Source organism: Chelatococcus sp. GCM10030263 (assembly GCF_042666455.1).
In the GTDB taxonomy this organism is placed as follows: Bacteria; Pseudomonadota; Alphaproteobacteria; order Rhizobiales; family Beijerinckiaceae; genus Chelatococcus.
Genome location: NZ_JBHTDB010000007.1, coordinates 129,732 through 150,057, shown reverse-complemented (window position 1 = coordinate 150,057; position 20,326 = coordinate 129,732). Strand labels below are relative to the sequence as shown.

Genomic DNA, 20,326 nt, shown 5'->3' with positions numbered 1-20,326 from the left:
TATGCAGATTGAGCAGGAGCAATGGGGATCGCGGCGTTATATATTACAGATCGATTTTGTTATTCAGCCGCCCGGCCGAGTCCCTGTCATGACCACCCTTCCCCAATCGGCTGCAGGCATCAGCCTGTTCACACCCAAACTCGTGACCGCGCTGCGCGAGGGCTATTCGCTCGCCCGGCTTCGCGCGGACGCGGTGGCAGGATTGACCGTCGCTGTTGTCGCACTGCCGCTCTCGATGGCAATCGCCATTGCGAGCGGTGCGTCACCAGACCGCGGCCTCGTCACGGCGATCGTCGGCGGCTTCTTCGTTTCGGTGCTCGGCGGCAGCCGCTTTCAGATCGGCGGCCCGGCCGGCGCCTTCATCGTACTGGTCTCGGCAACCATTCAGCGACACGGCTATGACGGCTTTCTGCTGGCGACGATGATCGCCGGCCTGGCGCTCGCGCTCACCGGCATTCTGAGGCTCGGCACCTATATCAAATATATCCCCCATCCGGTGACGGTGGGATTCACCTCCGGGATCGCGATCATCATCGCCGCGAGCCAGATCCGGGATCTCCTCGGTCTCACCCTGCCCGCTGCGGAGCCGGCAGCTCTCGTGCCCAAGCTCGCCGTGCTCGGCGCGAGCCTCGGCAGCGTCAATCCCGTAGCCGTCATCCTCTCGCTGAGCTCCATCGGGCTCATCGTCGGGTTGCGGCGCTTGCGTCCGCACTGGCCGGGGTTCCTCATCGCGGTTGCGATCGCCGGCCTTGCCACCTCCGTCTTCGGCCTGTCCGTCGAGACGATCGGCAGCCGTTTCGGGGCCATCCCGCAGGGCCTGCCGGCTCCGGCGCTACCCGCCATCTCCATGACGAAAATCACCGAAGTGCTGCCGGATGCGCTCGCCATGGCGCTCCTCGGCGGCATCGAGTCGCTGCTCTCCGCCGTCGTCGCCGACGCCATGAGCGGCCGGCGTCATCGTTCCAATTGCGAACTCGTGGCCCAGGGCACCGCCAATGTGGCGGCCGCCTTGTTCGGCGGCCTCATCGCGACCGGCACGATTGCCCGCACCGCCACCAATGTCCGCGCCGGGGCGACGAGCCCCATGGCGGGCATCCTGCATTCGGCATTCCTGCTCCTCTTCCTGATGGTGGCAGCGCCGCTTATCGCCTATATCCCGCTCGCGACGCTTGCGGCGGTGCTCGCCGTCGTCTGCTGGAACATGGCCGAGCGCCACCAGTTTCTCGCCATTCTGCGCCAGTCACGCGGCGAGGCGCTCGTGCTTCTCGCCACCTTCCTGATCACCGTCTTCGACGATCTGGCGACTGGGATCGCGGTGGGAGTCGTCCTGGGGTCCTTTCTCTTCATGCATCGCATGACGCAGCTCGTGTCCGTGACCGCGGAGGAAGGCGCCGTCACGGCCGGCGAGGCGGACAGGCCCGACAGGGAGACCGAAGCCGATGGCTATGATCCCGCAGTCAACAGCAGCGACGACATTCTCGTCTATCGCATCTCCGGCCCCTTGTTCTTCGGTGTCGCTGCAAGCATCGGCCCCATCCTGGAACGGATCGGACCCTATCCCCGAACGGTTGTTATCGACCTTTCCGACGTGCCGCTCGTCGATTCGAGCGCGGCGCGCTCCCTGAAGACCGCAGTCGACGGTATGCGTGCGAAGGGCGCCGAGGTTGTCATCGCTGCCGCCGAGCCGCAGGTGCGACGCGTCCTGAAACAAGAGGGCCTGAAGCCGCCAGTTGTGCGTTATGCACCGGGACTGGCTGCGGCGCGGGCCGTCGCGATCACCGAAGCGCCAGCCGCGGCCTGATCGTCACGACGGCCGCTGCTTGCCTCGCAACGCGAGGCGCTTGCGCCGGTTGCGCCCCGCCCAGACATTGATGAATTCGACCGCCGCGGCGAAAGCCATGGCCGAATAGATATAGCCGCGCGGCACGTGAAGTCCGCTGCCGTCCGCGACCAGCGCCATGCCGATCAGGATGAGGAAGCTCAGCGCCAGCATTTTCGTCGTCGGGTGGCGGGAGATGAAGGTGCCGACCACCCCGGCCGCGAAATACATGACCGCCATGGCGATCACCACGGCGGTGATCATGATCGAGACATCCTGAGCCATGCCGATCGCGGTGACGATCGAATCGATCGAGAAAACGAGGTCGATCGCAGCGATCTGCAGGACGGCGACAAGAAGAGCGTTGGGTGCGGCAGCCTCGTCGTCCTCATCCTGCTCACCCTCGATCTCGGCGTGGATCTCGTGAGTGGCCTTGCCGATGAGAAAGATGCCGCCGAAGAGCAGCACGATATCGCGCCAGGAGACGCCATGCCCGAAGACGGTGAAGACCGGCTGGGTGAGTGTCAAAATGAAGGTCAGCGTCAGCAGCAGGAGAACGCGGAAGACGAGCGCCAGGAGGAGGCCGATCCGGCGCGCCTGCTCGGCCTGGTTTTGCGGCAGGCGCGAGACCAGCACCGAGATGAACACGACATTGTCGATGCCGAGCACGATTTCCATGGCGGCGAGCGTGACGAGCGCCGCCCAGCCGGTCGGTTCGAAGATCCACTCAAACATAACGCCCCGCGATTCCGTGTGCCTGCTCGGACAATCACGCACGAGCCCCCTTGGGTCCGATGTGAAATCACGATCACGCCGGCCGAAGCAAGCCCGGATACCCGCATCACTTCCGCCATGCCGCCCCTGGCGCGTCCTCATCGGCCGCGCTACCAGAAGATGAACCTCTTCATGAGGATGGAAACTGGCAGACGGATGACGAGAATGATGGGCGATGGCAGCGCAACGGCACCGGACGTCGCGGTGGTCGGCGCAGGGCCCGTTGGCCTTGCCGGCGCCATTGCGCTGGCGCGCCGGGGCCTTTCGGTCACGCTGGTCGGCCGCCCCGAGGCGGGAGCCGCCGGGCGCACCGTCGCCCTGCTCGACGGCTCCGTACGCTTTCTGGCCGCCATCGGCGCCTGGGACGACGAACGGCTCGGCCAGGCGCCGCTGGCCGATCTGTCCATCGTCGACGATACGGGCAGCCTCTTCCGCCTCCCTCCGGTGACGTTCCATTGCACCGAGCTCGACCTTCCCGCCTTCGGCTACAATGTCGAGAATGCCGCGCTCGTCGACTATCTCCTCGAGGTTGCCGCCGGCTGCCCCAGCCTCACGCTCGCCCGGACGCTCGCCACGGGCATGACGATCGCCGACGACCGCGCACAGGTGACGCTCGACGATGGTTCGCGCATTGCCGCGCGGCTTGTCGTAGCCGCGGATGGGCGTAAGTCCCCTATGCGCACCGCCGCCGGCATCGGCGTGCGCAGCCGCAGCCATCGGCAGGTGGCGATCACCGCCATTCTCGCCCATGACCGTCCGCATCGGGATCGCTCGACCGAATTCCATACGCGCCAGGGACCCTTCACGCTGGTCCCCTTGCCCGGCCGCCGATCCAGCCTCGTCTGGGTCTGCGGCAAGGCGCAAGCCGAGCGGATCGCCGCCCTCGACGACATCGCCTTCGCCCGGGCAGTGGAAGGGCAGGCCAAGTCGATGCTCGGTGCTATGCGGCTCGATGGCCCGCGCGGCGCCTTTCCGCTGGCAACAACGACTGCCGAGCGCCTTGTCGCCGAACGTCTGGTTCTGGTCGGTGAAGCCGCCCATGTGCTGCCGCCGATCGGCGCGCAGGGTCTCAATCTCGGATTGCGCGACATTGCCGTTCTTTGCGACGTTCTCGCCGCTGCCGAGGGTGAGGATCCGGGCGCGGGCCGCCTGCTCGCGCGCTATGCCGATCGTCGCGCGGGCGATCTCGCCACCCGCCGCGGCGCCATCGACCTCCTCAACCGTTCGCTTCTGGCGGATTTTCCCCCCGTCGATCTCGGACGGGGCGTCGCCTTGCTGGCGCTCGCTCAGATTGCGCCGCTGCGGCGCCTCGTCATGCGCGAAGGTCTGCGCCCGTCCCTTTTTCCGCCGCATCTGCCGAAGGTCTGGCGGCCGCGCGAGCCAAAGGCCGGAAGGGTCGAGAAATCGTGAAGCTGGCGCCCTCTTTCTACCCCAGAGCGAGCGCAACGAACGCTTGACAGATGTCTATTTCGAGAAAACAACAGCGACGACCTGGGGTATATTTGCTCAATGAAGCACCGCACTGCCAAGTTTTCGATCGGCCAAGTCGTCAAGCACCGCATCTATCCCTTCCGCGGCGTCATTTTTGACGTGGATCCGGTCTTCAGCAATACGGAAGAATGGTGGCAGTCGATCCCGGAAGACCGCCGTCCCGCCAAGGACCAGCCCTTCTATCATCTCTATGCCGAGAACGCTGAATCCGAGTATGTCGCCTATGTCTCGGAGCAAAATCTCGTTCTCGACACATCCGGCGAGCCGGTCCGCCACCCGGAAGTGGACGAGGTCTTCGTGCGCGATGGCGAGGGCGCCTACAAGGCGCGACAGGGCCACGCCAACTAGGCCCCTGGCCTTCCGAGCCGAGTGAGCCGGCACGCGGCCACCGAACCAAGCAGACAAGGACGGCGATCGTAGGCGCATAGCCGAGCGACGGCATTCGCCTGTCCAAAAAAAAAAAGCACTGGATCTCACGATCCAGCGCTTTTTTGACGACACTCGAAGTCCCGACCTTGAAGCCGGGACCCAAATTCGCTCAGCGTGCCGGGGCAGGAGCTGCTGGAGCGCCCGCTGGGGCCGCCGGCGCCGGCGCCTGGCCAGCGGCAGCACCTTGCTGCTCCATGCGCTTGCGCATTTCTTCGGAGCGCTTCTGCAACTCTTCCTGCAACTTCTTCTGCTGTTCCTCGAGCACCTTCGGGTCGATCGGCGGGCCGTCGAACGCCTTGGTGAAGCCGGTGAGCGGCACGGCGAAGGTCACTTCGCGACCCACCTGGTTCTGCACGCTGACGTTCAGCAGATTGCCCTTCTTGAGCGCGTTGATGAAGTCATCCTTCACCTGCGCTTCCGCGAAACAGCCGTTCGGGAAACAGATGGCATATTGCCCCGGGATCGGCTGGCCCTGGTCGGCGACGAAGCGGATGCCCGGCCGCAGCAGGAGCCCGAGCGGCATGAGGAAGCGCACGATCTTGGTGGGGTCGCCCTTCACGTCATAGACGGCGACGGCGAGAACCGGCTGTCCCTGATCGGAGACGAAATCCCGGGTCGTGTAGCAGATTTCCTTGTTCTGGGCCTGATCCTTGCCGCAGACCTTGGTCCAGTCCGTCTGCGAGGGCTCCGGCTTGACCTGCACCACCGTCGGACCGGTGTTCTGAGCCTGCGGCGCCTGCTGGGCGGGCTGCTGTTGTTGTTGCTGCTGTTGCGGACGGGCCGGCTGCCGCGCCTGGGCAAAAGCCGCGGCGGGGGCGAATGCGGTGATGCCGGCCAGCAGTGTCGCTGTGACGCTGACGGACAACCGGATCGGCGTCGATTTTCTCACGCGGGGCATCCGATGTTCCTCTTCAGAGAGTTGATGGGCTCGATACGCGAACAGCGGCTCTCGCGCATGGACCGACGATCCAAGGCAACCCCGGATGCGGCAGAGCAGGTCGCTGCTTCGGCGTGGAATGCGGCGATTGAATGACCTTTCCGGCAGTTCCTTACCGAGTTCCCGCCGATCTTTCCAGATCAAGAGTGGCGTTCCGCTCGGCAAAGGGTGCGCACCGCAACCAATCTCGTCAACCGCAAGCGGGACCGAGGTTCCGCACCGTCAGCCAGCGCGCCGAGCAGGGTGCCCGGATGATCGCCCGTGGCCGCGGCTCGCCGCCGCACCACCTGGACGCGATCGCCACAAACGCAATCGGCTGCTGAGCTTGCCTCATCAAATGCGGTCCTTCGATCAGGCATTGCCGCAAAATCCATCTAGACTGCCCTGCTCCGATTCGCTTGGTGAGTCCTGTACCAAATGATCGTCCCGTGGAGAATTCGCCTTGCCTGCCTTCTGCCGCTCGCGGCGGCATTGGCGCTGCTCGGCGGCTCCGCCCTCGCCGGCAGCCCCCGCACCGATGAGCTGAAAACGGCAATTTCGGCTTACGGGGAACCTGCCCTGCCGCCCGGATTTACGCATTTCCCCTACGCCAATCCCGACGCGCCGAAGGGCGGGACCTTACGCCTGAGCGTTCTCGGCACCTTCGACAATCTGAACCCCTTCGTGCCCAAGGGCATTTCCGCCCAGGGGATATGGTCCGGCAACCGGCAGATCGGCGCACCTGCCATGCTCGTTTTCCAGGGGCTGATGACACGCTCGGAGGACGAGAGCCTTTCACTCTATCCCCTCATCGCGAAGTCCGTGGAGCTGCCGCCCGACCGCAGCTTCATCACCTTTCATCTCGACCCGCGAGCGCATTTTTCCGACGGGGTGCCGATCACATCCGCCGATGTCGAATTCTCCTGGGCTCTCCTCAAGGAGAAGGGCCAGCTCTTTCACCGCGCCTACTACAGCGGCGTCACGCGCGTCACCATCGGCGACGCCCATACCATCCGCTTCGATCTCGACGGCGCCAATCGTGAGACGGCGCTGATGATCGCGCAGATGCCGGTGTTGCCGAAGCATGCCATCGATCCCGAGACCTTCGAATCCACCACCTTCCAGCGGCCCATCGGTTCCGGCCCCTATGTGGTCGCCGCGGTCGACGCCGGTCGCAGCATCACCTTCAAGCGCGATCCCGACTTCTGGGCCAAGGATCTGCCGACGACGCGCGGGCTCTATAATTTCGACGAGGTCCGCCTCGACTATATCCGTGACGTGAACACGCAATTCGAGGCGTTCAAAGCCGGGCTCTACGACATGCGCATCGAGCAGAGCGCCGCGCGTTGGGCCACGGGCTACGACTTTCCTGCGCTCAATGACGGCCGCGTTGTCCGCGAGACGCTGCCGGTCAGTACGCCCAAACCGATGTCGGGCTTTGCCTTCAACACGCGCCGGGCGGTCTTCGCCGATCTCAAGGTGCGGCAGGCCTTGACCGAGGTGCTCGATTTCGAGTGGATCAACCGTAATCTCTATTTCGATCTCTACCGCCGCTGCGACAGCTTTTTCGGCGATTCCGAACTCTCCTCCCATGGCAGGACCGCAGGTCCACGCGAACGCGCGCTGCTCGCGCCCTTCCCCGATGCCGTCCGCCCCGACGTCCTCGACGGCAACTGGTCGCCTCCCCAGTCGGACGGGTCGGGCAGCGATCGACGCAACGCCCGCCGCGCCATCGACCTCCTGGCCGAGGCGGGCTACCGGTTGGACGGCACGCAGATGCGCCGGCAGTTGCCGGACGGCCGGCCCGGTGAGCGGCTCACCTTTGAAATCATGGTGGTTTCCCGCGACCAAGAGCGATTGGCGCTCAATTTCAGCCAGTCGCTCGCCCGCATCGGCGTCGCCGCCCGCGTCCGGCTCGTCGACGAAGCGCAATACTGGAAGCGCCTCAAGACTTTCGACTTCGACATGATCCTCAATACCTGGAACGTCGTCGCCTCGCCGGGCAGCGAACAGCTCAATCGCTGGAGCATGGCGGCCGCCGATCGGGAAGGCTCCTTGAACTATCCCGCGGCACGCTCGCCGGCAGCCGACGCGATGATCGACGCCATGCTGACCGCCACGAGCAAGGAAGACTATGTCGCGGCGGTACGCGCCCTCGACAGGGTTCTCCTCTCCGGCGCCTATGTGGCCCCCCTATTTTACCCACCCGGCCAGTGGATTGCGCGGCATGCAAACATCGAGCGGGCGAAATATGTGCCGTTAACTGGCGCCGTGGTTGAAAGCTGGTGGCAGAGTATGCCGTGAAAAGGCAAACTCTGATGAGCGAATCGCAACAAGGAGTAGAGGTTGGTCGCGCCCCACGCGCCCCTCGACGAGGGCCGGCCGAACATGCCGACGCCGCAGCTGCGGCTGGTGCGCCTGTTGGCGGGTGCCGCTGCGCGTGCGCCCGGCCGGATCGCCTTCTCGTCGCCGCCGACCGATATGGCGACCACCTGGTCGAGCCAGCCGCTGACGGTGGAGGCCGCCGAAGGTCATGTTCGCCGTCTAGCTTCTTTCCTTCAGCATCTCCCGCTCGAGCGCGGCGGCCCACTTGGCATTCTTCTGCCCAACGGCCCCGAAGCCTGCATCACCATTCTGGCCGCCCTGCAGGCCGGCTATAGCCCCTGCCTGCTGCCGCTCGGCTGGCGCGGTGACGAACTCGCCGCAGCGGTCAAAGCCGCCAATGTTCCGGCGATCATTACCCTCGATCGGCTGGGCGAAGTGCGCCCCGCCGAACTCGCCTGCGCGACCGCGGCGAATTACTTGGGGCTGCGCTTCATCTGTTCCTACGGCTCGGATATTCCAGACGGCGTGATTGGGCTCGATGCCGCCCTCGAAGACCAGGTTGTCAGAGAGTTCGAGGAACTCGGGCCCATCGGCCCTCCCGCTCCCTCCCCGGGCCTGATCACCTTCGAGCGCGGGCCCCAAGCCTTCGTGCCGATCTTACGGCCGGAGGCGACCCTTATCGCGGCCAGCTTGCCACTGGTCTTCGCAGCCCGGCTCGGAAGCGATAGCCGCATCATCAGTCTATTGCCGCCGGATGATCTCGGCGGTCTGGCGAGCGGCTTGGTGGCGGCGCTCTCGGCGGACTGCCCGCTGACGATGCAGGCGCTGTTCGACGGCGACGCGCTCGTTCGCGACCTCGCACTCGATCCGCCGGCGACGCTGGTCGCACCCGGCTGGATCGAAGACCTTCTGGCCGAGGCCGGTCTCCTCGACCAGGCAGAACTCACCTGCGTGCTCGTGCACAAGGCCCCCGTCGAGCTGCCCCGTGGCAAGCAGCATGCGGCGCGCGTGGTCGACGTGCTGACGATCAGCGAGATGGCCTTGCTCGCCGTCGCTCGCGCGGGTGCGGGCAGCATGCTCAAGCTCGGCCCCTTCGGCGCGCTGGCACCAGGGGGCGTGCCGCTGCTCGAAGTCGTTGCGGACGAGAATGGCATGCTGAAGGCGCGCGGCGCGGCGACCGGCTGCACCGTTCTCGGAGCAGGCGATCCGCAGAGCGTCGCCCATGCGCCTGACGGCGAGTGGCGCGAGCTGCCCTATGGGGTGAGCCTGGAAGACGGGTTGCTGCGGACGATCGAACCGCGCTGACCGCACGCCGCTCGAAGAGCCCTACCCCACCCAGCCGAGAGAACGTTCGAGTGCCTTGTTCCAGGAGGCGAGCAGATGGTCGCGCGTTCCCTCGGCCATGCCGGGATGCCAGCGTTTGTCCACGCCCCAATTGCGGATGAGATCCTCGGTGCTCGCCCAATAGCCGACGGCGAGCCCGGCAGCATAGGCCGCCCCGAGCGCCGTCGTCTCCGTCACCTTGGGCCGCACGACCGGCACGCCCAGGATGTCCGACTGGAACTGCATCAAGAGCTCGTTGGCAGCCATGCCGCCATCGGCGCGCAGTTCCCGGATGGCGATCTTCGAGTCTTTCTCCATGGCTTCGAGAACGTCGCGGGTCTGATAGGCGGAGGCCTCGAGCACCGCCCGCGCGATATGGCCTTTATTGGCGAAGCGCGTCAGCCCGCAGACCACGCCCCGGGCATCCTCGCGCCAATGCGGCGCGTAAAGGCCTGAGAAGGCCGGCACGAAATAGACGTCGCCGTTGTTCTCGACCGATCGCGCCAGCGGCTCGATCTCGGCGCTGGTGCCGATCAGGCCGAGATTATCGCGCAACCATTGAACGAGCGCGCCGGTGATGGCGATCGCCCCTTCGAGGGCATAGACGGCTTTGGCATCGCCGAACTTGTAGGCGACCGTCGTGAGCAGGCCGCATTGCGAGGCGAACGGATGCTCGCCCGTATTCATCAGCGTGAAGGCACCGGTGCCGTAGGTGTTCTTGGCTTCCCCGGGCTGGAAACAGGCCTGGCCGACGAGCGCGGCCTGCTGATCGCCGAGGATGCCGGCAACCGGCACGCCTGCCAGGGTGCCGCGTGCCTCGCCGTAGATTTCGCTCGACGACACGACCGTCGGCAGGACAGCCTTGGGAATGCCGAACAGGGCGAGAATGTCGTCGTCCCAGGCCAGCCGCTCGATATCGAGAAGCTGCGTTCGGCTCGCATTGGTCACATCGGTGATATGCCGGCCGCCGTCGACGCCACCGGTCAAGTTCCAGAGGACCCAGCTGTCCATCGTGCCGAACAGGACCTCGCCCGCCTCGGCCTTGCGCCTGAGCCCGGGCACATTCTCCAAGAGCCAGGCGAGCTTCAGGCCGGAGAAATAAGAGGCGAGCGGCAGCCCGGTTTTAGCGCGCAGCCTATCCTTGCCACCTTCCTCCGCCAGCCGGTTCGCCATCTGGTCGACGCGGGTGTCCTGCCAAACGAGTGCGTTATGGAGCGGTTCTCCGCTGCGCCGATCCCAGACCAGGGTGGTCTCGCGCTGGTTGGCGATGCCGACCGCGGAAAGATCGCTTGCAGCGAGTTTGGCTTTGGCGAGCGCCTCGTCGATGACCGCTTGCGTGTTGCGCCAGATCTCGGCGGCGTCGTGCTCGACCCAGCCCGGCCGCGGATAGATTTGCGCGTGCTCTTTCTGGGCAACGGAAACGATGCGTCCTTCGCGGTCGAAAATGATGAAGCGGGAGCTCGTCGTTCCCTGGTCGATAGCGCCGACATAACGACCCATAACGTCCTCCCTGAGCGCTCGCCATGCCGACCCGACAGATGCTCGCCGTTCACCGACGGCCTTTTGGTCTCTCGTCAGGTCGCAAACTGGCCGCCGCTTGTAAAGTCCGATCGTTTTCCACAGGCTCCAAACGCTTGGCGAATTAGCAGATAGGCTGATGATCATTCTTCATCAGGCGGGCTGCCATAACGGCAGCGGCGCAGGTTCCGCTACGCTCACCTCGGAAATTCATGATTTAACTTCGTGTATTAGCGAACAAAGGCCGACGCCCATCCGGTCGCCGAACGATCGTCACCGACGCGGCGCTGGGCAATCGCCTGTCGACCGCAGAGGCAGGAATCGCGGCGCTGATGGCGATTGAGGCATAATCATGTCGCTTCATACCGATCCATCTGTTATTATTTCATCATTGTTGCTGAATATTTATTGGAGAGTGCATTGTCCGAGGATGAAGTTGCAGGCCGTTTGGCCGTGCTTGAAGTGATTGCACGTGGCGCTCTCTGGATGATCTGTGGACGCGCCGTGGAAGAAGGTCGAACGGAGCTCGCGGTCGTCTTTCTCAATGAGATGCGCCGCCAAGCCCATGAAAAGAGTGGACAGTTGCAGGGTATGGCGGCCGTCGAAGGTCGCAACTACGCCGATCACCTGATCTGGACGCTCGCCGACGACATGGAAGAGCCGGAGGCGCTGCCCCACTAGGGTTCGGTTTCGCTGCAAGCCGCAGATCTTGCTTGGTCACTGAGCGAGTCCGGCGTTGACGGCAGCCTCATCCGCCTAGAAGCTGTCCACAGAAAGCGGGCATCGGACGAGCCGATGACCCGTAGTCGGGTTTCGCAAGTCGTCGAACTCGGCCATTCTGATGGCCCTTGCGCGTTGCATCTCGACGTTACGCGCGCCGACAGTCAATCAGCGGATGAACTCATGAAGGTTGCGGCAAGTATCGCTTTCGCTTTCGCCCTCGCCGGCGTCATCGGCCTCGCCAAGCCTGACGCGGCGCGAGCCCAGGCAACACCAGGGAGTGAGGCGAGGCCCATGCGCCCCGGCCAGATCACCATCGTCGGCGAAGGCACGATGGCCGCAACACCTGACATGGCGACTGTTTCGACGAGCGTGGTCACGGCGGCTAAGACGGCCAAAGAGGCCCTGGATGCCAATACCGCGGCCCTGTCGGCGGTGATCGACCGCTTCAAGGCCGCCGGCATCGCACCAAAAGACCTCGCCACCAGCGGCTTTTCCGTACAGCCTCGCTACAGCTATCCCAAGCCGCAGAACGGCTCCACCGAAGCACCCCGCATCGACGGCTACGAGGTTCGCAACGGGGTCACCATCCGTGTCCGCGACCTCGGCAAGCTCGGCAGCATTCTCGACACCGCGGTCACGGCCGGTGCCAATCAGATCAGCGGCATCGCCTTCGACGTCGCCGAGCCCTCCGCCCTTATGGACAAGGCCGGCGTTGCCGCCATTGCCGATGCGCGCCGCCGCGCCGAACTCTTCGCCGAAGCCGCCGGCGTGAAACTCGGGCGGGTTGTGGCCGTCTCGGAACCGTCGCTCGAGGCGCCCCGCCCGAGGATGATGGTGCAATCGGCCGAATTCGCAGCCAAGGCCGCAGCCGTGCCGATCGAGACCGGCGAGCGCGAGTTCAACGTGCGCGTTCGCGTAACCTGGGAAATCGCTCAATAGCCGCCTCGCCCGGCTTGAGTAACGGACTTCGAGGCGGCCTGAACTCAGCCCCCGCTCCGTTGCCATTGCGGCCGTCCCCCCAAAAGATCTTGGCGCGGGGATGGCCGGCGGATGGTGCTCGAAGCTCGGCCGCAGCAGGAAACAAATGCCAAGCTCGCGCGTTTGACCTGAGTGCCAGTTGCAGTTGGACCTCCTTGACGGCGAGGCTTGCATGCAGCGGGACGTCAAACACCGGCGAAACCGTGCCGTCGCGAGAATGCCATGTCGACCGTACTGCTCATCATATTGATTCTGCTCGTTGTCGGTGCGCTGCCCACCTGGCCGTACAGCTCCGGCTGGGGCTATTATCCAAGCGGCGGCTTAGGACTGATCCTCGTTATTCTGCTCATTCTCGTGCTTATGGGACGGCTATAGCCTTACTGAGAGCGGCATGGGGGACGTCCATTGGTCATCGATCTTTGCCGCTGACGGGAGAGAGACATGAAAACAGCCGTCGAGACAAAAGCGGCCATGCGTCGGAACGTTCTGAGCGCAGTCCCGGTTTTCGGTTTCGTTCTGTTATCGACTGTGGCTTTCGCGCAGGGCGCGGGCTCATCGGGCGGCGCTGGGGGAACGGCTTCCCCCGGCGCGGGAACCGAGGCGGCGCCCTCGGCCGGCCCGAGAGCGCCTGGTACTCCACAGGCACCGGCACACCGCCAGCCTCGCCCGGCCGACGTCAACCGGAGCCTTCAGGCGACTGGCGACGCGCCCGACCCGGCAGCTGCAGCGGAGCAGCGCCTCCAAGACAGAAGCCGCCGGGCGATCAACAGCATCTGCCGCGGGTGTTGAGCTGACTGCGTATGCGAGCTGCTGCGCCTGTTTGACCCTAGCGGCGCTCGTTATCGGTGCTTCCATTCAGCCAGCCGAGGCCACCCCGCCCCGGCATGCGCCCCTACCGCCACCCCGGCCGGCTCCCGTCGAAACGCCGGCAGCGTCTGCCACGGCGCCCAACGGCGGTTCAGCGGCAGCGATCCCCTTGCCGGTACCGCGTCCGCCCGGTCTTTCCGGCGGCGGCGCGCTCTCCCTGCCCCGGCCGCCGTCCGTTCCGCCTCCCGACCTTTCAGAGCCGCCGAAAGCGGCGCAGCAAGCGCCGTGCGAGGGCGCGCCGGCGCATATGATCGTCACTCCTGCCGAAGAGGTTCCACAGACCGGAGCCTGCGGCGTGAAGCGCGCCGTAAGGCTCGAAACGGTGATCCTCGACGGGGGGCGCCGTGTAAAACTCGTGCCGCCCGCCGTCCTCGCCTGCCGCACGGCTGAAGCTGTGGCGGACTGGGTGCGCACGGACCTGGCGCCGCTCGCCGATCGTCTCGGCTCGCCGCTGGCCTCACTGGCGGTCGCCGATTCCTATAGCTGCCGGCCGCGCAACCGTCGCGCCGGCGCCAAGCTCTCGGCTCACGGCAACGGCCTTGCGATCGATCTCGCTGCCATGACACTCGCCGACCGCCGCGTGTTTCCCGTAGTCGGAAACCGTATGCCTCTATCGGCCCGCCAAGCGGTCAAGGCCAGCGCCTGCGCGCGCTTCGGGACAGTGCTCGGACCTGGTTCCGACGGCTATCACGAGAGCCATCTACACGTCGATCTCATTCCCCGCCGGCCCGGTCGGGGTATCTGCGAATGGAATTTGGACGCCTCCGCCAAGTCGCCCTGAGGCAGGGGCGCAAATGCCTCCGCGCAATTGCGACTGTGGTTCACTTGGCGGCGGCGGCCTCGATATAGGCGTTACGCGTCGCGCGCGCTGTAACCTCCCAGGTGCGGACGGCCGCCGCGACCCGCCGCATGTGACGCGCCGCAGGATCATTGCTCTGCATGTCCTGATCAGCCCTGATCAAGGCCTCTGTCCAGGCTTCCGTATCGAGAGGGTCGACCAGAAGTCCCATCCCCACCGCGGCTTCCTCGGTTGCGCCGCCGCCCGCGACGATCACCGGCGCACCGCAGGCCAAGGCCTCGGTCACCGGCATGCCATAACCTTCGTAAAGCGATGGATAGAAGAACCCTGCCGCGCCGCGATAAAGCGTACGCAGAACGATGTCGTCGACATAGCCGGTGAACCTGATCTGGCCGGCCCGTACGAGTTCGTCCGTTCCTTTGGGCCAGTCCAACTCGCCCCATCCCTCCTGACCGACGAGCACCAGAGGCAGATTTGCCCGCACCCCGGCAGGGAGCCTCCCATAGGCATCGACCAGCGTGCGGAGGTTCTTGCGCGGCTCCAGCGTGGAGACGCTGAGCGCATAGCGAAACCGCTCCACCCCGAACCGCGCGAGAACGGCGTCATCCGCTTCCGTCTCGGGTTCGAAAAAACGTCGGTCCACGCCGGGGTAGGCGACACGGATCCGTTCCGGCGCAATGCCGAGGAGCGTGGAAATCTCACGAGCCGAGAATTCGGAAGTGGTGAGGATGCACGGCGCGGACAGAATTGATCCGATATGCCGGTCGAACCATCTGACCCGTTCAGGCGGGTGGTACTCCGGATGGCGCATGACCGAGAGGTCGTGGATAACAGGCACTACCGCCGAACCGAACGGCACGGGTGGAAAGAAGTTGGTCGCGTGGAAAACGTCGTAGCGCGACCGGCTCCGGACCCTATGATAACGCCGGACGGCGGCGCCGCCGTAATGGTTGACGATGGCGCGGGCACGCACACCGAAATGCCGTTCCCTGCGGTTCGCCGCAAACGCCGCGTTACGGTTTTCACGACGCTCCATGCGGTCGAGGAAATCCCTCAAGGGGCGTGGGCGGAAACCATCAAACGCGTCGAGCGTGATGCGCGCCTCTTCCTCCGCCGGGGGCATTGCCTCGGGACGCAGCTTTTCGAGGGCCTTGACGACCTCCAGGGTGTAGTGACCAACTCCCGTGAGTGTGGACCTCAGGAAACTCACATCCACACAGACCGAGATGACCATGCTATTCCGAACTCCTCCAGCGCCTCGGGTTGACTGCGCAGATGGCTCACTGTGAAGTTCACTGTTATTAAATATGTTAACGCCTGTCGACGCGAGCAAGACACATACGGCAGAAGCGGTGTCGCCCTATGACCAGTTCTGGCTGGCTCCCGTGGAGCGCATGCAGGCTTGATTGCCGCGACTGAATGAAACCAAGCGGCCATGAGCGCGCGCATCTGGCCGGATATACCGGAGGCGTTGATCGGTGTCCGTGATCTTTCAGTTGAAAAGCCACGTGGCGCGGATCCCGATCGTCGGCCCCCTCGCCCGGCAGCTCTACCGACTGCTTTTGGCGCCCGTGACGGTCAATCGGTTGTCGCGGTACGAAGTACCTCGATTGCGCACCGAACTCGCCGATGCCACAGCGAGACTGAACGGCCTCGAGCTTGAACTGCAGCAGACTCACGCGCGACTGGCGGGGTGCGAGGCACTCATCCTCAGCCAGCACGCAGCGCTCGAGGAAAGACTTGGCGAGAGATTTCGCCAGCTCGATCTGGGCATGCAGGGGCTCGACGCGCGCCTCCGCGAAGCGGCCGAGCGGGCCGAGGAAGCGGCCGAGCGGGCCGAGCGGGAATGGGGCACATCCCGTCGGTCATACACCGAGCTCGCGCATCGCCTCTCGCTTCTCCTTGAAGCGATCCGGCGCGATCCGGCGGGTGCGGCCGGTCGAGAAGCCAAGGAGGTGCTCACCACCTCTCCGGATCCCTTGCTCACCACCTTCTATGCCACCTTCGAGGACCGGTTTCGCGGCTCCCTCGAAGAAATTCGCGAGCGCGTGGCGGTCTTTCTGCCTGATGCGCGAAGCGTGATTGCCGCAACCGGAAGCGAGGGGCCGATCGTCGACCTCGGCTGCGGTCGAGGCGAGTGGCTGGATGTGCTGTCGCAAGCCGGCATTCCCTGCCTCGGTATCGACAACAACGATGCTCAGCTCGCGGCGGCGCGCAGGCGGGGATTGCCCGTCGTCAGCGCCGATGCCCTGACATGGCTGAGAGCGCAGCCACCTGCCTCCATCCCGATGATCTCGGCCTTCCACCTCATCGAGCACCTGCCCTTTCCGTTGCTCGTGCAATTCGCCGCCGAGGCGCTACGCGTTCTCACGCCCGGCGGCGTTGCCTTGTTCGAAACGCCGAACCCGGAGAACTTGAAGGTCGGGGCCTTTACCTTCAATTTCGACCCGACGCATGTGAAGCCGCTTCCGCCCGGCCTGACGGCTTGCCTCATGGAGGTCCTCGGCTTCACACCCGTCGAGATACGGCCCCTGCATCCCGATCCCGCACGCGACCACTATATGCGGGATGGCACGCTGCCCACCGAGGTAGCCGAACTGTTCTTTGGCCCGCGCGACTACGCGGTGCTCGCCTATAAGCCCAGCCCGTGAGACGGTGACACGGGGATTTTCACTCCGGGCGACCTTCGCTGCCAACGGCGACCCACGCTGAGGGCGAGAGATGCTGGCCGCAGCAACTCCCCTCAGACGCCGCGGATATCGTCGCGCACGCGGCGCATGTCGGCTTCGACCATCATGGCCACGAGGTCTTCGACCGCCGTCTTGGCCTTCCAGCCCAGGCGGGTTTGCGCCTTTCCTGCATCACCAATCAGGAGATCGACCTCCGCAGGCCGGAAATAACGTGGATCGATCCCGACGATGATCTGGTCCGTCTTGGTATCGATGCCCACTTCCTCGAGCCCCTTTCCTCGCCAGACGAGGCTAAAGCCCGCGGCCGCGGCCGCCATTTCGACGAAGTGTCGGACAGACGTCGTGCGGCCGGTGGCCAGGACATAGTCCGACGCTTCGTCTTGCTGCAGCATGCGCCACATACCGTCGACATAATCGCCGGCAAACCCCCAATCGCGCTGTGCATCGAGATTGCCGAGGTCGATGCGGTCGATCTCCCCGGCTCGCACTCGCGCCAGGCCATGCGTGATCTTGCGCGTCACGAACTCGCGGCCGCGGACCGGCGATTCATGGTTGAAGAGAATGCCCGAGGTTGCGTGCAGGCCATAGCTCTCGCGGTAGTTCACCGTCATCCAATGGGCGAAGAGCTTGGCGACCGCATAGGGACTGCGCGGATGAAACGGCGTCGTCTCGCTCTGCGGTGTGCCCTGGACCTTGCCGAACATCTCAGAGGTCGAGGCCTGATAGAAACGTGTGCCCGGCACCGCCGCGCGGATGGCTTCAAGCAGGCGAGCGACACCGAGTCCGTCGATTTCACTGGTATAGAGTGGCTGCTCGAAGGAGAGACCGACAAAGCTCTGCGCGGCGAGATTGTAGATCTCGTCCGGCTTCACCCGCTCCAATGCGCGAGCGATATTGCTGAATTCGAAAAGATCGATATCGATCAATTCCACCGCACCGGCGACCCCGAGTTCGCGCAGGCGGAGCGGTTCGGATATCGTGGTCCGGCGCATGGAGCCGACAACGTGATAGCCTTTCTCGAGGAGGAGCTTCGCGAGATAGGCGCCATCCTGGCCCGTGATACCCGTTATCAGCGCGCGTCGTGTCATCCGTTTCGACCTCATGAACAGGGGGCATTCCAGCAGTCACCTCCCCCGACGGCGCGGCCAGTTGGCCAGCTTTCGAATGCGGCTCCGCTGCGACTAGCCCATCATTGCTGCCGACTCAAGTTTGGCTTATAGGCGAAGGTTCTCTCGCCCCAGCGAGACTTGGCCTTCGAGCTCATGAATTTCTACGATGTCAGCCATTCGATCTGGCGCCGCCTGCCAAAGCGGCCTCGCCAAGCGGCCTACGCGCGGCTGTCGGCCTGGCTGAGCCCGCAGCCGGACCGGCATGCGCCGACACAGCCCCGGCCTCCCTGGATCGTCGCGGGAGTCTTGCGCGCGCCGACGGGTTTGGGTCAAGCGGCGCGGCTTGCCGTCGCGGCGCTCCGGGCCTCCGGCGAAACCGTCTTCATTGCCGACGTAACCGCGGCGCTGCGTCAGCCGGAAGCGCTGCCCGTGCCGGATACGGATGCGATCCCGGAGGGCCCGGGGACGGTGTTGCTGTTCGGCGTGCCACCCACCACCGGACATGCGCTGCGCGCGATCGGCAGCAAGGCGCTCGCCAGCAAGCGCATCATCGGCTGCTGGATCTGGGAACTGGAGCACGCGCCCGATTTCTGGGCAAGAGATGCCGCGCTGGCGCACGAGATCGCCGCAGCGTCACCATTCGGCTGCAAGGCTATTGAAGCCACAATAGGCCGGCCGGTGCGCCACCTCATTCATCCGGTCATGGCCGAGCTGCTACCGGCGGTGGCGCCGCCCTCCCCGCGCACGACCTTCCGCATCGGCTTTGCCTGCGACTTCGGCTCGACGACCGCGCGCAAGAATCCACTCGCCGTTATCGCTGCTTTCGAAAAGGCCTTCCCTCGCGATTCCGACGTTATCCTGACGCTCAAGGTTCGAAATCCTGCTGCTTCGCCCACGGTCGCGGCCACCCTGCGTGCGGCCGGCGAACGCCTTGGCCGCCGCTTCGAGCTCGTCACGGGCGATCTTGCGCGCGCTGATAGCCTCGCCTGGCTCGCCGATCTCGATCTTTATGTCTCTTTGCACCGTTCCGAGGGCTTCGGCCTGCCTATCGCCGAGGCGATGCGCCTCGGCGTCCCTGTCGCCGTGACCGCCTGGTCGGCACCGGCGGAGTTCGTCGACGAGAGTTGCGGCTATCTCGTCCCTTACCGCCTCATCCCGGTAGAGGACGAGAGCGAACTTTACGCACTCCCCGGGGCGCGCTGGGCCGAGCCGGATATCGAGGCCGCAGCGGAGATCATGCGCCGCGCCCGCCGCTCGCCAACGGAGCGTGCGGCAAAAGCTGCAGCAGCCCGCACCCGCATCGCTGAGCGGTATAGCACCGAGGTTTTCATGACGCAGTTGTGTGGCCCGTGACCATGCACAGGATCGACACGCTCGTATGGTTCTGGGGCAGGCGCGGCGGCGGACCGGTGTTTGCCCTGAAATTCGCCGCCTGGCTGAAGGAATTGGCGGGTGCCGACCAGCACCTGATGCTCTCGATCTCGGAGACGAACGAGGAACTGGCGGCAGCGCGCAATCTCGACCTGCCGCTCGCGGTGGAGCCGGATCCGCGCAATGCCGGTTCGGCGCTCGCCAAAGCGCAGGCCGTGCTGGCGATGACCGGACGGTTTCGCCGGGACATCAAGCGGCTGGCGCCGCGGCGGGTCATCATTCCGATGAATTTCGCCTTTGCCTGGCCGCTGGTGCATTTTGTCCCGCGCAGCAGCCGGGTCGTTTATGTCGTCCATGACGATACGCCCCACCCGGGCGACTATGCCCGCCGGTGGCAGGCGGAGACACAGAAGCGCCTTATCGCTCGGGCCGACCGCGTGCTCGCGCTCTCTGAGGCCGTGGCGGCGGAGGTCGCCACCCACCATCCGCGCGCTGTCGACCGGCTGAAGGTCTTACCCATCAACGCCTTTTATGCCGACCGGCCCACCTCGCCCAGGACGGCGGACGACATTCAGCGGCCGCTTGCCCTCCTCTTCGTCGGTCGGCTCATCGCCTACAAGGGTCTGAGCCTCCTGCGCGCCGCGCTCGAGCCTCTGCGCGAGCGCAGGGATTGGCAGCTCACGATCGCTGGCCACGGGCCCGACAAGGCCTATGCCGACGAAGCCTTCCGGGATCTGCCGCAGGTCACGCTGAAGACCGAGTGGCTGTCGCAAGCGGAGCTGCAGGGGCTCATCGCCTCCGCCGACATGCTCGTCTGTCCCTATGTGGAGGCGAGCCAATCGGCGATCATCCCGGAAGGGCTGGCGCTCGGGACTCCGTCCATCGTTACGCCGGTCGGCGCATTGCCGGAGCAGGTTGGGCATGGCGAGGCGGGCATTGTCGCGGCGGCCGCAACGGCAGAGGCCCTCGCTGAAGCGATCAAGGGCGCGCTGGATGACCGCGTGCAGGTGCATGCTCTGCAACAGCGCGCGACCGCCTTCATCCTGGCAACCCGGGCTTCGACCGATCTCGATGGTGCGCTCGCCTGAAACACCGGTCACGATTCTTTTAACGAAACGTTAGCGTGGACGCGGCTGTTGGGTGGAACCGTCAGCCGTTGCGGAGGTTCTTTCTTCGTCCCGATTGCCCTGTCCT

Annotated in this window: 17 protein-coding genes; 12 read left to right on the top strand and 5 right to left on the bottom strand. The window is 65.1% G+C overall.

Translation table 11 applies throughout. The features are described from left to right. Positions 1–88: 88 nt before the first annotated feature. Positions 89–1,801, top strand: coding sequence for a SulP family inorganic anion transporter (locus ACFQU1_RS16895; protein WP_378134710.1), 1,713 nt, complete (start codon positions 89–91; stop codon positions 1,799–1,801). A gap of 3 nt (positions 1,802–1,804) precedes the next feature. On the opposite strand, the gene ACFQU1_RS16890 is transcribed toward ACFQU1_RS16895, so the two are convergent. Beyond that, positions 1,805–2,554, bottom strand: coding sequence for a TerC family protein (locus tag ACFQU1_RS16890; RefSeq protein ID WP_378134708.1), 750 nt, complete (start codon positions 2,552–2,554; stop codon positions 1,805–1,807). 207 nt (positions 2,555–2,761) lie between these two features. On the opposite strand from ACFQU1_RS16890, the gene ACFQU1_RS16885 reads away from it, so the two are divergent. Continuing rightward, positions 2,762–4,003, top strand: a complete 1,242-nt coding sequence (locus tag ACFQU1_RS16885; RefSeq protein WP_378134976.1) for an FAD-dependent monooxygenase — start codon at positions 2,762–2,764, stop codon at positions 4,001–4,003. Between the two features lie 99 nt (positions 4,004–4,102). Then, positions 4,103–4,432, top strand: coding sequence for a heat shock protein HspQ (hspQ, locus tag ACFQU1_RS16880; RefSeq protein ID WP_378134706.1), 330 nt, complete (start codon positions 4,103–4,105; stop codon positions 4,430–4,432). Between the two features lie 190 nt (positions 4,433–4,622). Here the strand turns inward: hspQ and ACFQU1_RS16875 are convergent, their stop codons facing one another. Then, positions 4,623–5,411 (bottom strand): invasion associated locus B family protein, encoded by a 789-nt coding sequence (locus tag ACFQU1_RS16875; RefSeq protein WP_378134974.1) that lies wholly within the window; start codon positions 5,409–5,411, stop codon positions 4,623–4,625. A gap of 456 nt (positions 5,412–5,867) precedes the next feature. Here ACFQU1_RS16875 and ACFQU1_RS16870 point away from each other — a divergent pair, with 456 nt between their 5' ends. Both ACFQU1_RS16870 and ACFQU1_RS16865 read left to right on the top strand, forming a co-directional pair. Next, positions 5,868–7,733, top strand: a complete 1,866-nt coding sequence (locus tag ACFQU1_RS16870) for an extracellular solute-binding protein (protein ID WP_378134704.1) — start codon at positions 5,868–5,870, stop codon at positions 7,731–7,733. Between the two features lie 42 nt (positions 7,734–7,775). After that, positions 7,776–9,059 (top strand): AMP-binding protein, encoded by a 1,284-nt coding sequence (locus tag ACFQU1_RS16865; protein WP_378134702.1) that lies wholly within the window; start codon positions 7,776–7,778, stop codon positions 9,057–9,059. Positions 9,060–9,080: 21 nt separating this feature from the next. Here ACFQU1_RS16865 and glpK read toward each other — a convergent pair whose 3' ends face one another. Beyond that, positions 9,081–10,577 carry a glycerol kinase GlpK gene (glpK, locus tag ACFQU1_RS16860; protein WP_378134700.1) on the bottom strand — a complete coding sequence of 499 codons (1,497 nt, stop codon included), beginning with the start codon at positions 10,575–10,577 and terminating at the stop codon, positions 9,081–9,083. A gap of 438 nt (positions 10,578–11,015) precedes the next feature. On the opposite strand from glpK, the gene ACFQU1_RS16855 reads away from it, so the two are divergent. The 4 genes from ACFQU1_RS16855 (at position 11,016) to ACFQU1_RS16840 (ending at position 13,944) form a co-directional block, all read left to right on the top strand. Continuing rightward, a complete protein-coding gene (locus tag ACFQU1_RS16855) occupies positions 11,016–11,276 on the top strand; it encodes a hypothetical protein (protein WP_378134698.1) in 261 nt (86 codons plus the stop codon). A 222-nt stretch (positions 11,277–11,498) separates the two neighbouring features. After that, positions 11,499–12,257 carry an SIMPL domain-containing protein gene (locus ACFQU1_RS16850; RefSeq protein WP_378134696.1) on the top strand — a complete coding sequence of 253 codons (759 nt, stop codon included), beginning with the start codon at positions 11,499–11,501 and terminating at the stop codon, positions 12,255–12,257. A 261-nt stretch (positions 12,258–12,518) separates the two neighbouring features. After that, positions 12,519–12,671 (top strand): DUF3309 family protein, encoded by a 153-nt coding sequence (locus ACFQU1_RS16845; protein WP_378134694.1) that lies wholly within the window; start codon positions 12,519–12,521, stop codon positions 12,669–12,671. Positions 12,672–13,410: 739 nt separating this feature from the next. Next, positions 13,411–13,944 (top strand): extensin family protein, encoded by a 534-nt coding sequence (locus ACFQU1_RS16840; protein ID WP_378134692.1) that lies wholly within the window; start codon positions 13,411–13,413, stop codon positions 13,942–13,944. Positions 13,945–13,984: 40 nt separating this feature from the next. On the opposite strand, the gene ACFQU1_RS16835 is transcribed toward ACFQU1_RS16840, so the two are convergent. Beyond that, the gene (locus tag ACFQU1_RS16835; RefSeq protein WP_378134690.1) at positions 13,985–15,196 is read right to left on the bottom strand and encodes a glycosyltransferase family 4 protein; all 1,212 of its coding nucleotides are present in this window, start codon (positions 15,194–15,196) and stop codon (positions 13,985–13,987) included. A gap of 244 nt (positions 15,197–15,440) precedes the next feature. Between ACFQU1_RS16835 and ACFQU1_RS16830 the strand changes: the two genes are divergently transcribed. Beyond that, on the top strand, positions 15,441–16,613 hold the full coding sequence (locus ACFQU1_RS16830; protein WP_378134688.1) for a methyltransferase domain-containing protein: 1,173 nt from the start codon (positions 15,441–15,443) through the stop codon (positions 16,611–16,613). A gap of 92 nt (positions 16,614–16,705) precedes the next feature. Here ACFQU1_RS16830 and gmd read toward each other — a convergent pair whose 3' ends face one another. Beyond that, complete coding sequence (gene gmd, locus ACFQU1_RS16825) at positions 16,706–17,740, bottom strand: GDP-mannose 4,6-dehydratase (protein WP_378134686.1); 1,035 nt, start codon at positions 17,738–17,740, stop codon at positions 16,706–16,708. Between the two features lie 174 nt (positions 17,741–17,914). On the opposite strand from gmd, the gene ACFQU1_RS16820 reads away from it, so the two are divergent. Together ACFQU1_RS16820 and ACFQU1_RS16815 are read left to right on the top strand one after the other, a co-directional pair. Next, positions 17,915–19,114 carry a glycosyltransferase gene (locus ACFQU1_RS16820; RefSeq protein ID WP_378134684.1) on the top strand — a complete coding sequence of 400 codons (1,200 nt, stop codon included), beginning with the start codon at positions 17,915–17,917 and terminating at the stop codon, positions 19,112–19,114. 2 nt (positions 19,115–19,116) lie between these two features. Beyond that, entirely contained in the window at positions 19,117–20,220 is a 1,104-nt protein-coding gene (locus tag ACFQU1_RS16815; RefSeq protein WP_378134972.1) for a glycosyltransferase family 4 protein, read from the top strand. Positions 20,221–20,326 lie beyond the last annotated feature (106 nt).